Origin of the sequence: Solimonas variicoloris DSM 15731, from assembly GCF_000382285.1 — a bacterium.
In the GTDB taxonomy this organism is placed as follows: Bacteria; Pseudomonadota; Gammaproteobacteria; order Nevskiales; family Nevskiaceae; genus Solimonas; species Solimonas variicoloris.
Genome location: NZ_KB907927.1, coordinates 115502 through 127971 on the forward strand (window position 1 = coordinate 115502; position 12470 = coordinate 127971).

The window sequence follows — 12470 nt, forward strand, 5'->3', positions numbered from 1 at the left end:
GGCTAGGACCCGAGCGGGGCATTGATCAGGCGCTCGATTTCCGCGGCGAGGTTCTGCGCTCGCGCGCCGGCTTCGATCCGCGCGCGCTGGATCGCGAGGTATTCACGCTGTGCGTCGATCAGTTCGAGATAGCTGTAGCGACCACGTTCGAAAGCGTGCTCGGTCTCGCGGAGCATTTCGTCGATCTTCGGCAGCGCCGTGCGTTCGAGCGTCTCGATGGTCAGCACGGTGTCGCCGAACTCGCGATAGAGCGCGTAAAGCTGGGCTTTGGCGCGCACCAGTGCCGCCTGGCGCTCGGCCCCGACGAGATCGCGCCGGGCGGCGGCTTCAGCGATCTGCGGCGCGGCGCGGCGGCCCGCAAACAGCGGCAGCGAGATGGAAGCGACGAGCGCGGTGTCGCCGCTATCCTGTGATCGCCGCACGCCGGCTCCCAGCGTCCAGTCAGCGCGGCGCTGCATCGTTGCCAGCCGGAGTTCGGCATCGCGCAGACGCTCTTCGCTGGCATAGCGCAGGAAATCCGGAGTTTGCGCAAGGCGCTCGACGAGGACGACGTAGTCGGTCTGGCGGGGGAGGCGGAACAGATCGCCGGCGACTTCATTGATTGCTTGTCCGTCGATCGTGCCGTCGTCGCGGCCCCACATCGCCGACAGCGAGCGGCGCGCGGCGTCGAGACGGCTCTCGGCCGTACCTTGATCGAGATGCGCCTGCGCGAGTGCAATGCTGGCGCGGTCTATTTCGACATGCGGTGCCTTGGCGGCACGTACGCGCCGCTCGGTACTGCGGGCGGTGTTCTCCGCCAGCCGGGCGGCGCGTGCCGACAGCGCGAGCAGTGCCTGCCGCTCGGCAACGGCGATGAAGCGGCGCGTGACTTCGGCCAGCACATCGAGTTCGGCTGCCTGGCGGACAGTCGCCAGCGTATCGATGCCCGCTTCGGCGGCGGCCACCCGCGCCTCGCGCTTGCCGCCGAGTTCGACCACCTGCGACAGCGTCAGCGTCGCCTCGGCAGCATCGAAGCCGGAAGTGGCGCCGGTGCCGGCGAAGTTTTCGAGACTGAACGCCAGGCTCGGTGCCGGACGCAGCGCGGCCTGATTTCGTACGGCGTCGGCGGCGAGCAGCTGGAATCCGTAGCGTTGCAGATCCGGATTGTGGCGCTGGGCCGCGGCGATCGCCTCGCGCAGCGTGAGCGGTTGCGCACTGGCCGGCGCCACGCCGGCGAACAGCACACACAATGCAGCGATCCAGCGCCATGGGCTGGCGCCGGTTGTCCATGCGTACATGGGGTACTCCTGAATTGGCCCGCCCTTCGGGGAGGGCGAGCGAGGCAGCGCGCTCGACCGGAGGTCGGGCGCGGACGGACGTCAGGCGCGTGCCGTCAGAGGTGGACCGCGGGTTGGAGGATGCCGTAGCCGATGCCTGCGGGCAGCGGCCTCGACCGGGGCGCGGCGCCACGGCCGGCCGGCGGATACGAACTGCGGAAACAGCAGAATCGCGAGCAGCAGCAGCGGCGGGACATCGAAGTCGAAACCGGCCGGTTTTGCTCCTTCGCCGGGGCCGATCTCGATGTTGCGGTCCCGGTGCTCCGCGCCGATCTCGGTCAGCGGATGTTCGATGCCGACATCGACGAAATGTACGGACGCCGAGGCTTCCTGGCCGTCGAAGCAGAGATGCAGATGCGCCTCACCGAGCCGGAGCAGCAGCAGGCAGCACAGCAAGGCTGCGAACAAGGGACGGTTGGCAAGAAAAGCTCTCATCGAGGGCTAGCTTACCGGAGCGAGCGCGGCGCGCAAAGCCGCTCGCGCACGTTCGGCATGTTGTTGCACGGCAAGCGACGTATGCTCTCTGCGTGAGTACTGTCCTCAGTCCGGAGGAAAATCCCGGCCTGAAACGCCGGCCTCGGCATCCTGTGCGGCGAAGACTTCGGCGGCGAGGGCAAACGCGTGGTTGGCGGCGGGCACGCCGCAATAGATCGCCGCCTGCAGCAGCAGTTCCTTGATCTCGTCGCGGGTCACGCCGTTGTTGCGGGCCGCGCCGAGGTGGAGCTTCAGCTCGCCGTCGTGGCCGAGCGCGAGCAGCATGGCGATCGTCAGCAGCGAGCGCGTATGGCCCGGCAAGCCGCCGCGCGTCCACACCGCGCCCCAGGCATTGCGCGTGATGTAGTCCTGGAACTCGGCGTTCAGCGCGTCGGTTCTGCGCAAGGCGCGATCGACATGCGCGTCGCCGAGCACTTCGCGGCGACGCTGCAGGCCGATGGCGTAGCGCTCGTCCTCGTGCAGATGCTGCACGCAGTCGACGCCGAGAAAGCCCAGCACGGCGGCATCGAAGGAGGCTCGGGCCTCGATGTTGGACAGATGGGCGGCGGACAGTTCGACCAGCCGGCCGTCGGCCGCGGTGGCGGCGATCGCCCGTCCGTCGGCGACGCTGGTGACCGGGTCCTGGCGGCCGGCGATCACCAGCAGCGGAACCCTCAGCGTCGCCAGCGCGCCGCGAAAGTCGGCGTCGCGCACGGCGGCGCAACCGCCGACATAGCCTTCGGGCGGCGTCTGCAGCAGCTGCGCGTGCACGGCCGCGACCGCCTCGGGCTCTCGTGCGACGAACGCCGGCGTGAACCAGCGCGCGACGGCGCCGGTGGCGACGTCGGCCATGCCGCTGCTCCGCACTTGCGCGATGCGCGCATTCCATCCGTCGGCGGTGCCGATCTTGGCGGCGGTGTTGCAGACGATCAGGCGCAGCAGGCGCTGCGGCGCGTGCAGGCCCAGCCACTGGCCGGTGAGGCCGCCGATCGACAGGCCGCAGAAATGCACGCGCTGCAGACCGAGCGCGTCGAGCAGGCCGAGCACATCGCGGCCCAGTTGCTCGATGCTGTAATCGCCGGCCGGTGCATCGGAGGCGCCGTGCCCGCGCAGGTCGTAGCGCAGGACGCGAAAGTGCCGGGCCAGTGCCGGCATCTGCGCGTCCCACATCGACAGCGTGGTGCCGAGCGAGTTGGAGAGCACCAGGACGGGGGCGTCTTCAGGTCCGTCGAGGCGATAGTGCAGGCGGATGCCGTTGGCGAGCAGATGGGGCATCAGTTCCTCTCGTGGTATCGCGCCAGCACGTGCGCGATGAAGTTCGCGCTTTCGCCCAGCGCCGCGCGCGGTTCGAACAGTGCGTCCAGGGTCTCGGCGGTGAGCACGCCGCTGACCACGGCGTCGGCGCAGAGCTCGTCGCGCAGCGGGCGTCGCGCCGCGGCGGCCCGTCTGGCTGCCTGTTCCACCAGATGATGCGCGCGTTCCTTGCCGAGCGTGGCGGCCAGTTGCATCGACACGCGTTCCGCGTACGGCAGGCCCAGGCTGGCGTCGAGGTTCTCGCGCATGCGCGCCGTGTCGACCTCGAGGCCGCGCAGCACCTCGTCCATGGCCGCCAGCGCTCCGCCGCAAAGCCGGACGATCTCCGGCAGCGTGGCCCATTCCGCCGGCCAGTTGCCGAGCCCGCGTTCATGCTCCTGCGGCATCGCGGCGTAAAGCGTGGCGAGCAGCTGCGGCACGCGCGTCGCGGCGGCGAGGGCGATCGAGCAGCCGACCGGATTGCGTTTGTGCGGCATCGCCGAAGAGCCGCCGCGGCCGGGCGCCGCGGGTTCGCAGACCTCGCCGATTTCCGTCTGCATCATCAGCGACAGGTCGCGCGCGATCTTGCCGAGCGTGCCGGTCAGCAGGCCGAGCAGCGCGCCGGCTTCGACCAGGCGGTCGCGGTGCGCGTGCCAGGGCAGGTCCGGCCGTGCCAGTTGCAGTTCCGCGGCCAGCGCTGTGCTCACGGTGTCGGCCGCAGGGCCGAGCGACGCCAGCGTGCCGGCGGCGCCGCCGAACTGCAGCACGAACAGGCGCGCCGGCAGCTGCCGCAAGCGCTGGCGATGGCGCAGCAGCGCATCCAGCCAGCCGGCCGTCTTCAGCCCGAAGCTGATCGGCACCGCCTGCTGCAGCCAGGTACGTCCGGCCATGACCGTGTCGCGGTGCCGTTCGGTCAGCACCGCCGTGGCGTCGATCGCCTGCGTCAAGGCCGATTCGATCGGCGTCCAGGCGTCTCGCAATTGCAGGATCAGCCCGGTATCGATCACGTCCTGGCTGGTGGCACCCCAGTGCACCCAGCGCGAGGCCTCGGCGTCCTGCTGGCGGACGCGCTCGGTCAGGGCCTTGACCAGCGGGATCGCGAGGTTGCCGGCCTGCCGCGCGGCGGCGCCGAGCGCGGCGAAGTCGTAGCGCTCGGCGCTGCACTGCGCCTCGATCAGCGGCACGGCCGTGTCCGGGATCAGCCCGCAGCGCGCCAGCGCCCGTGCCAGCGCGGCCTCGAAGCGCAGCATGGCGGCGACGCGCTGCTGGTCCGAGAAAGCGTGCAGCTGCGCCTCGTCCGAGAACAGGCGCTCCAGCAGCGGCGAGGAATCGATCGTGCTCATGCGCCGATTATGGCCAAGGCTCCGCTCAGTAGCTCAGGAAAGCCGTTTCGCGGGCGCCCTGCATGTGCACGTCCCAGCGATACGCACCGTCGCCGCTGCGCACCGCCAGCAGCGTCGATCTGCGTTCGCTCGGGACCAGCGCCAGGATCGGGTCCTGCGCGTTGCGCGGCTCGTCGTCGAAATAGATTCTGGTGCAAGCCTGCTTCAGCAGTCCGCGCATGAAGACGTTGACCAGCAAATGCGGGGCCTGCGGCGCACCGTGCGGTCCGGCCACGACGCCCGGCCTGACGGTACGAAGCTCGAAGCGGCCGTCGGCGTCGAGCGGCACGCGCGCGAAACCCCAGTCGCCGTTTTCGGCATAGCGGCCCTGCGCATCGGCCTGCCAGAATTCGAGAACGCCGTCGGGCACCGGCGCGCCGAGACCGTCGAACACCTGGCCGCGGATCACCACGGCATCGGCCGCGTCGCCGGCGAGATCGGTCTTCAGGCCGTTGCGCAGGCCGATGATGAAGTACGGACCGACGGTCTGCGATGCGGATTGCTGAAAGCTCATTTCATTGCTCCCACGGCGTTTCGAGGCGGCCGCGCAGGACGATGTCGAAACGGTAGGCGAGCGCGTATTCCGATGCGCAGTTCTCCCAGTCGAGCGTCGAGACGAGGCGGCGGCGCGCGTGCTCATCGGCGGTCGCGCGGTAGATCGGATCGATCTCCAGCAGCGGATCGCCGGGAAAATACATTTGCGTCACCAGGCGCTGCGCGAACGCTTCGCCGAACAGCGAGAAGTGGATGTGCGCGGGACGCCAGGCGTTGTAGTGGTTGCGCCAGGGATACGCTCCCGGCTTGATGGTCTTGAACCGGTAGCGGCCATGTTCGTCGGTGAAGACGCGGCCTTCGCCGGAAAAGTGCGGGTCGAGCGGCGCGTCGTGCACGTCGCGCGCGTGCTGGTAGCGGCCGGCGGCGTTGGCCTGCCAGACCTCGACCAGCGTGTTGCGCACCGGGCGGCCGTTCTCGTCGAGGACGCGGCCGCTGACGATGATGCGTTCGCCCTGCGGCGAGCCGCCGTTGCCGGCCGTCAGATCATCCTCGGCGCTGCCGAGGATGTCGCGCGAGAAGCGCGGGCCGCTCACCTCGGACAGCGTGCTCGGCATCCGGATCGGGGCCTGCGTCGGCCCGCGCTGCACGGTCGACGCATACGGCTCGAAGATGTAATCCGGCTGCGTGTTCCAGAACGGCTTGCGGTAGCCGCGCACTTCGTCCTGCTCTTGCGACATGGGGTTCTCCGATGATTCAGACGCGTTCGACGGCCAGCGCCAGGCCCTGACCGACGCCGATGCACAGCGTCGCCAGACCGCGGCGGCCGCCGGTCTTCTCCAAATGATGAACCAGCGTCAGCGCGAGGCGCGCGCCGCTCATGCCGAGCGGATGGCCGAGCGCGATCGCGCCGCCGTTGGCGTTGACGTGCGCGGCGTCGTCGGCGAGGCCGAGTTCGCGCAACACGGCGAGCGACTGGCTGGCGAAGGCTTCGTTGAGCTCGATCGCGTCGAAGGCGTCGATCGACAGCTGCAGCGACGCCAGCAGCTTGCGGGTCGCCGGCACCGGGCCGATGCCCATCACGCGCGGCTCGACCCCGGCGCTGGCGGCGCCGAGGATGCGGGCACGCGGCTTCAGGCCGTAACGCCGGGCGGCAGCCTCGCTGGCAACGATCAGCGCCGCTGCGCCGTCGTTGATGCCGGAGGCGTTGCCGGCGGTCACGGTCGCCTCGGGACCGAACATGGGTTTCAGCCGGGCGAGCGTATCGAGCGTGGTGTCGGCGCGCGGATGCTCGTCGCGCTCGACACGCACGCTTTCGCCTTTCCTGCGGCCCGGAACGTCGACGCCGACGATCTCCTCGGCGAAGTAGCCGTTCGCCTGCGCGGCAGCGGCACGCTGCTGGCTGCGCAGTGCGAAAGCGTCCTGGTCGGCGCGTGAAATGCCGAAGTCGCTGGCGACGTTCTCGCCGGTCTGCGGCATCGTTTCGACGCCGTAGCGCGCCTTCATTTTCGGATTGATGAAGCGCCAGCCCATCGTCGTGTCTTCCATCGTCTGGCCGCGGCCGAACGGACCGTCGGCCTTGCCGATGACGTAGGGGGCACGGGTCATCGATTCGACGCCGCCGGCAATCGCCAGCTGCATGTCGCCGGCCCGGATCGCCCGCGCCGCGGCGGCGACCGCTTCGAGGCCGGACGCGCAGAGGCGGTTCAGGGTCACGCCGGGCACCGTCACCGGCAGGCCGGCGAGCAGGGCGCTCATGCGTGCGACGTTGCGGTTGTCCTCGCCGGACTGATTGGCGCAGCCGTAGAACACGTCCTCGATCGCGGCCGGGTCCAGTCCGGGATTGCGCGCGAGCAGGGCCTGCAGCGGCAGCGCGCCGAGATCGTCGGCACGTAAACCGGCGAGCACGCCGCCGTAGCGGCCGATCGGGGTACGCACCGCATCGCAGATATAGGCATCGCTCATCGCCATCACTCCGGGATGCAGACGCTCGCGCGGCCGTCGCGCAGGACGAGGCCGGTCAGCTTGCGCAACGCTTCGAGCGACAGGCCGTCGACCATCTCGATGACGCTGGCGCCGTCCGGCCCGAGATCGAAGACCGCGAGATCGGTGTAGACGCGCGACACGCAGCGCAGGCCGGTCAGCGGATACGTGCATTCGGCGACCAGCTTGCTGTCGCCGGATTTGTTCAGCAGCTCCATCATCACGAAGACCTGCTTGGCGCCGATCGCCAGGTCCATCGCGCCGCCGACGGCCGGAATCGCATCCGCGGCGCCGGTGTGCCAGTTGGCGAGATCGCCGCGCTCCGAGACCTGGAACGCGCCGAGCACGCAAATGTCGAGGTGGCCGCCGCGCATCATTGCGAACGAGTCGCCGTGATGGAAATAGCAGCCGCCGGCGAGCAAGGTGACCGGCTGTTTGCCGGCATTGATCAGCTCCGGATCTTCGTCGCCCTTCGCAGGCGCGGGACCCATGCCGAGCAGGCCGTTCTCGCTCTGCAGAAAAATTTCCTTGTCGGCCGGCAGGAAGTTGGCGACGGTCGTCGGCAAGCCGATGCCAAGATTCACATAGGCGCCTTCCGGAATGTCGCGGGCGACGCGTGCCGCCATCTGTTCGCGATCGAGCCTGTTCATGCTTCGCTCCTTAGGCGGCGGCGCGCCGCGCATCGCCGGTGGCGACGACGCGCTGCACGAAGATGCCGGGCGTGACGACCGCTTCCGGATCGAGTGCGCCGAGCGGCACGACCTCGCCGACCTGGGCGATCGTGCACTTGGCCGCCATCGCCATGATCGGCCCGAAATTGCGCGCGGTCTTGCGATAGACGAGGTTGCCCCAGCGGTCGCCGCGGTGCGCCTTGATCAGCGCGAAATCGGCGTGCAAGGGGTATTCGAGCACGTAATGCCGGCCGGCGATCTCGCGCGTTTCCTTGCCGTCGGCAAGCAGGGTACCGTAGCCGGTCGGGGTGAAGATCGCGCCGAGGCCGGCGCCGGCGGCCTGGATGCGCGCGGCGAGATTGCCCTGCGGAACCAGTTCGAGTTCGATCTCGCCGGCGCGATACAGGGCATCGAAATGATGCGAGTCGGTCTGGCGCGGAAACGAACAGACGATCTTGCGTACGCGCCGCGCTTTGAGCAGCGCCGCCAGACCGGTCTCGCCGTTGCCGGCGTTGTTGTTGATGATCGTCAGGTCTTTCGCGCCATGCGCGATCAGCGCATCGATCAGCCGATCCGGCATGCCGGCGGTGCCGAAGCCGCCGATCATGATGCGCGCACCGTCGAAGACGTCGGCGACGGCGGCTTCGACGGCGGCGATGCTCTTGTCGATCACGAGCCCAGCCCCGGCGTGTGCGCCGCGCGCCGCGGCAGACCTGCGTGCAGGATCTGGGTACGGATGGCCATCTACTTGCTCCTTGCGACGGATGAATGCCGTTCTGATGGTGGTGGGCAAGGTACGCCCCCGAATACGCTATGCTCAAGACCGGTTATCGAAATATGGTGCGATAATCGGACATAGCGGCAGACGTCAGGACGGTCGCCGGGAGGGAGCGCAGATGGCGGAAAGAAAGGTTGCGAAGGTGCGCAGGGCGGCGAAACCGGGCGGCGGAGAAATCGCCGCTGTATCGATGCGGCCGGTGACGCCAGCCGCCGAGATCGATACCTTCAACGGCGATCCAAACTTCATGACCTCGCTCGCGCGTGGCCTTGCCGTACTGCAGGCTTTCGATCTGCGTACGCGCTCACTGACCGTGTCGCAGGTCAGTCAGGCGACCGGCATTCCGCGTGCCGCCGCGCGCCGTTGCCTGTACACCTTGCAGAAGCTCGGTTATGTCGCCGAAGAGCATGCGCACTATTCGCTGCGTCCCAAGGTGCTGACGCTGGGTTTCGCGCATCTGTCGTCGCGCCCCCTGTCCGCTGCCGCACAACCCATCCTCGATCGCTGCCGCGACCGTCTGCACGAGTCTTGCTCTCTGGCTGTGCTCGACGGTGGCGAGGTCTACTACCAGGCGCGCGCCGAGACCACGCGCATCATGTCGATCGCGCTCTATGTCGGTACGCGCCTGCCGGCGTATTGCACTTCGATGGGCCGCGTGCTGCTCGCGCATCTGTCGCCGGCAGACCTCGAACACTATCTCGAGCGCACCGTGCTTCATCCGCGCACCGCTCGCACCATCACCTCAACCGACAAGCTGCGCCAGATCCTGCACAGCGTGCGTCGCAACGATTATGCGGTGACAGATCAGGAGCTGGAGATCGGCTTGCGTTCGATTGCCGTGCCGGTTCACGATCGCAAAGGTGAGGTTGTTGCCGCCATCAACTGCGGCACGCAGGCCGCGCGTACGCCGCTGCGCGAACTGACCCAGGTGTTCCTGCCGGAACTGCGTGCGGCGGCGGCGGAACTGTCGCACGCTGCCTGAAGTGCCGCGTCGACGTCTGCACGGTCAGCCTGGAGGGGCCCCGATCGTCACCCGCAATTTCGCTTAATGGCATTGCGGCCGAAAGCCCTCACGCCCAAGGAGACTCTGAATAAGCGCGAAATTGGCCCGCTGCCGGGGGCTGAGCTGCCCAGGCCCTGTATAGGGGTGTCTCACCCTTGGCGTCGCCGCATTGCGCGAGCAGACATTGCGGGCAATAAAAAACCCCTGATTTCTCAGGGGTTATGGCACTTCATGAAACTATGAATTGGTGGAGCTGGCGGGAATTGAACCCGCGTCCGCCAGATCGTAGCCCTCAGATCTACATGCTTAGCCCGGTCTTTGGTTTTCGTCGCAGGCTGCCGGACGGACACGGAACGCCTGCGCTTATCCCCTTAGGGTTTTAGCAGTTCGGCCAAGGGCGGACGTCACTGCGATCCGATAAGAGTCGACGGCCGCACCAACCGGTATCGGAACCAGAAGGGCAACCGCTCACCGGGATTTAGGCGGCGAGGGCGTAGTTGGAGTCGTTCGCAACTAGCTTGGTTGTCACAAGTTTTACGAGGACATGACACCTCGGCATGCACTTCGGATTCCGTTACCAGCGTCGAAACCGGTCAGCCCCGTGTGCGATCACAGTGTAACAGTGATTGGGTCCGCCCTGCGTGGATTTCAAGGCTCGCGCGACGGGTTCTGGCCGGATCGATCGACCGAAGTCCGGCCGCAGCGGCGCAAGTCGTGCCGCCGGGCCGCTCAGGCCGAATGGCGCATGATGCGATCTTTCTGGCGCTGCCAGTCCCGCTCCTTGATGTCGGCGCGCTTGTCGTGCTGCTTCTTGCCCTTGGCGAGGCCGACTTCGAGTTTGGCGCGGCCTTTTTCCCAATGCAGATCCAGCGGAATCAGCGTGAAGCCGGCGCGCTCGACCTTGCCGATCAGCGTCGCCAGCTCGCGGGCATGCAGCAGGAGCTTGCGGGTGCGGGTCGCGTCGGCGATTTCGTGCGTCGAAGTCTGCTTGAGCGGGGTGAAATGGGCGCCGATCAGCCAGGCTTCCCCGTTTTTCAGCGTCACATAGGCTTCGGCGATCTGCGCGCGGCCGGCGCGCAGGCTCTTGACCTCCCAGCCCTTGAGGACGAGGCCCGCCTCGTAGCGCTCCTCGATGAAGTACTCGTGCCGCGCCCGGCGGTTGACGGCGATCGTGCGCTCCGTCCCCGCGTCTTCGTTTTTGCTCATTTGTCAATTATATAGACGCCCCGTCTGGCGGCTAGACTACGCTGATGCACATTCGAGAGAGCAGCTACGGATACTGGAGTTCGCACCGCGCCTTCCTCTGGGTCGCGGTCGGCGCGATGCTCGGTGTCGGCAACGCGGTGCGCCTGCCGGCCTTGATGGCCGAGTACGGCGGCGTGCTGTTCCTGCTGGTCTATCTCGCCGGCCTGCTGCTGGTCGGCATGCCGCTGCTGATCGCCGAGTGGATGCTCGGACGCTGGATGCGTGACGACCTCGTCGCCGGCTTTGCGCGCCTCGCCGAGACGGCCAAGGCGAGCCGCCTCTGGATCGTCGCCGGCGGTCTGGCGCTGCTGACGGCGGGACTGATCCTGTCGTATTACAGCGTCATCGCCGGCTGGAGCCTCGCCTATGCGTTCCGCGCCGCGAGCGGTGCCTTCGGCGAGCTGACAGCCGACGGGGCCAGCCAGGTCTTCCTCAATCTCGCGCAGGATCCCGAGCGCAGCCTGTCGTGGCACACCTTGTTCATCCTCGCCGCGTGCATCGTCGTCTCGCACGGCTTTCGCGAGGGCGTCGAGCGCGCCTCGCGCGGACTGGTGCCGTTCGCGCTGCTGATCGTCGTCGCGACCTGCTGGTACGCGATCGAGCGCGGCGACGCCGGAGCTGCGGTCGAGACGATCTTTGCGCCGCATCCCGAGCGGCTCGGCTGGCGCGGCGTGATGGAGGCGCTGCATCACGCGTTCTTCACGCTGGGCCTCGGCATGGGCGTGATGATGGGCGTCGGCAGCTATCTGCCGGTTGACGCGCCGCTGCGGCGCACGGCGCTGGCGGTGATCGGCATCGACACGCTGTTCAGCCTGCTCGTCGGCTTCGCGGTGATGGCAGTGGTGCTCGGTGCCGGGTTGCAGCCGACGTCCGGGATCACGCTCATGTTCCAGACGCTGCCGCGCGCGATCAGCGCCGATCTCGGCGGCTCGCTGTTCGCCGCCGGTCTGTTCCTGATGAGCTTCATCGTGACGATGACCTCGGCGACGGCGATGCTCGAGCCGCTGAGCCGCTACTTCATGGATCGTCAGCGCTGGACGCGCGTGTTCGCCGCGACCTGTGCGGCGCTGCTGGTCTGGACGATCGGACTCGGCACGCTGCTGTCGTTCAGCGTGCTGCAGGACCTGCGCCTGTTCGGCCGCAACTTCTTCGAGTGGGTGCAGTGGCTGACGGCCAGCTGGTTCGCTCCGGTCGACGGGCTGTTGATTTGCGTGTTCGTGGTCAGCATGATGCCGCGCGACCTGGTCCGCGGCCTGTGGGGCGAGTCGCGGCCATGGCTGTTCCCGGTCTGGTTCGCGCTGCTGCGTTATCCGGCGCGCATCGGCCTGATTGCGGTCCTGATCTACTCGACCGGCCTGCTCGACTGGCTGGTCTCGCTCTGGAGAGTCTGAAGTTGCGCGTGCTGGAACGCTCGAGCCTGCTCAAGTACGCAGCGCAGGACATGTACGTGTTGGTTGGTGACGTCGAGGCCTATCCGCAGTTTCTGCCCGGCTGCGTGTCGGCCAGGGTCGAGCATGCCGAAGGTCAGCAGGTGCGGGCGCGGCTCGGGTTTCGCGTCAAGGGGCTCAGCGACAGCTTCGCGACCGAGAACCTGCTCGACGGCGGGCGGCTGATCCGCATGCGCCTGCTCGACGGGCCGTTTCGCATGCTGCAGGGCCAGTGGAGTTTCCAGCCTCTGAACGAGGCGGCGTGCAAGGTTTCGCTGCAACTGCAGCTCGAATTCGGCAACCGCCTGCTGGATGCGACGCTCGGCCCGTGGATCGACCGCGCGGTCGGCTCGGTGATGGAGGCGTTCCGCCTGCGCGCCGAAGCGCTGTACGGCAAGGTCTGACC

General features: G+C 68.0%; 13 protein-coding genes and 1 other RNA gene. 4 read left to right on the forward strand and 10 right to left on the reverse strand.

The window, feature by feature from the left end:
* Positions 1–2 precede the first annotated feature (2 nt).
* Entirely contained in the window at positions 3–1277 is a 1275-nt protein-coding gene (locus H149_RS19770) for a TolC family protein (protein WP_083930816.1), read from the reverse strand.
* A gap of 132 nt (positions 1278–1409) precedes the next feature.
* Between H149_RS19770 and H149_RS23080 the strand changes: the two genes are divergently transcribed.
* Complete coding sequence (locus H149_RS23080; RefSeq protein WP_154654650.1) at positions 1410–1847, forward strand: hypothetical protein; 438 nt, start codon at positions 1410–1412, stop codon at positions 1845–1847.
* A gap of 9 nt (positions 1848–1856) precedes the next feature.
* On the opposite strand, the gene pcaDC is transcribed toward H149_RS23080, so the two are convergent.
* Genes pcaDC through H149_RS0105255 form a run of 7 tightly spaced genes read right to left on the reverse strand, consistent with a single transcriptional unit; the run spans position 1857 to position 8284 of the window.
* Positions 1857–3065 (reverse strand): bifunctional 3-oxoadipate enol-lactonase/4-carboxymuconolactone decarboxylase PcaDC, encoded by a 1209-nt coding sequence (pcaDC, locus tag H149_RS23935; protein WP_020648687.1) that lies wholly within the window; start codon positions 3063–3065, stop codon positions 1857–1859.
* Positions 3065–4426 (reverse strand): 3-carboxy-cis,cis-muconate cycloisomerase, encoded by a 1362-nt coding sequence (locus tag H149_RS0105230; RefSeq protein ID WP_020648688.1) that lies wholly within the window; start codon positions 4424–4426, stop codon positions 3065–3067. The genes pcaDC and H149_RS0105230 overlap by 1 nt, the downstream gene beginning before the upstream one ends.
* 25 nt (positions 4427–4451) lie before the next feature.
* The gene (gene pcaG / locus H149_RS0105235; RefSeq protein ID WP_020648689.1) at positions 4452–4979 is read right to left on the reverse strand and encodes a protocatechuate 3,4-dioxygenase subunit alpha; all 528 of its coding nucleotides are present in this window, start codon (positions 4977–4979) and stop codon (positions 4452–4454) included.
* A gap of 1 nt (position 4980) precedes the next feature.
* A complete protein-coding gene (gene pcaH / locus H149_RS0105240) occupies positions 4981–5697 on the reverse strand; it encodes a protocatechuate 3,4-dioxygenase subunit beta (protein ID WP_020648690.1) in 717 nt (238 codons plus the stop codon).
* A 16-nt stretch (positions 5698–5713) separates the two neighbouring features.
* Positions 5714–6922, reverse strand: coding sequence for a 3-oxoadipyl-CoA thiolase (gene pcaF, locus H149_RS0105245; RefSeq protein ID WP_026352878.1), 1209 nt, complete (start codon positions 6920–6922; stop codon positions 5714–5716).
* 5 nt (positions 6923–6927) lie between these two features.
* Positions 6928–7590: a 3-oxoacid CoA-transferase subunit B gene (locus H149_RS0105250; RefSeq protein WP_039748088.1), complete on the reverse strand. Its 663-nt coding sequence runs from the start codon at positions 7588–7590 to the stop codon at positions 6928–6930.
* 10 nt (positions 7591–7600) lie between these two features.
* A complete protein-coding gene (locus H149_RS0105255) occupies positions 7601–8284 on the reverse strand; it encodes a 3-oxoacid CoA-transferase subunit A (RefSeq protein WP_020648693.1) in 684 nt (227 codons plus the stop codon).
* A 295-nt stretch (positions 8285–8579) separates the two neighbouring features.
* Between H149_RS0105255 and H149_RS0105260 the strand changes: the two genes are divergently transcribed.
* Positions 8580–9371 carry an IclR family transcriptional regulator domain-containing protein gene (locus H149_RS0105260; protein ID WP_020648694.1) on the forward strand — a complete coding sequence of 264 codons (792 nt, stop codon included), beginning with the start codon at positions 8580–8582 and terminating at the stop codon, positions 9369–9371.
* Positions 9372–9637: 266 nt separating this feature from the next.
* Here the strand turns inward: H149_RS0105260 and ssrA are convergent.
* Positions 9638–9993: a transfer-messenger RNA gene (gene ssrA / locus H149_RS22555) on the reverse strand.
* A 128-nt stretch (positions 9994–10121) separates the two neighbouring features.
* On the reverse strand, positions 10122–10598 hold the full coding sequence (smpB, locus tag H149_RS0105265; protein ID WP_020648695.1) for an SsrA-binding protein SmpB: 477 nt from the start codon (positions 10596–10598) through the stop codon (positions 10122–10124).
* Between the two features lie 44 nt (positions 10599–10642).
* Between smpB and H149_RS0105270 the strand changes: the two genes are divergently transcribed.
* A complete protein-coding gene (locus tag H149_RS0105270; RefSeq protein WP_020648696.1) occupies positions 10643–12028 on the forward strand; it encodes a sodium-dependent transporter in 1386 nt (461 codons plus the stop codon).
* A gap of 8 nt (positions 12029–12036) precedes the next feature.
* On the forward strand, positions 12037–12468 hold the full coding sequence (locus H149_RS0105275) for a type II toxin-antitoxin system RatA family toxin (RefSeq protein ID WP_020648697.1): 432 nt from the start codon (positions 12037–12039) through the stop codon (positions 12466–12468).
* Positions 12469–12470: the final 2 nt, after the last annotated feature.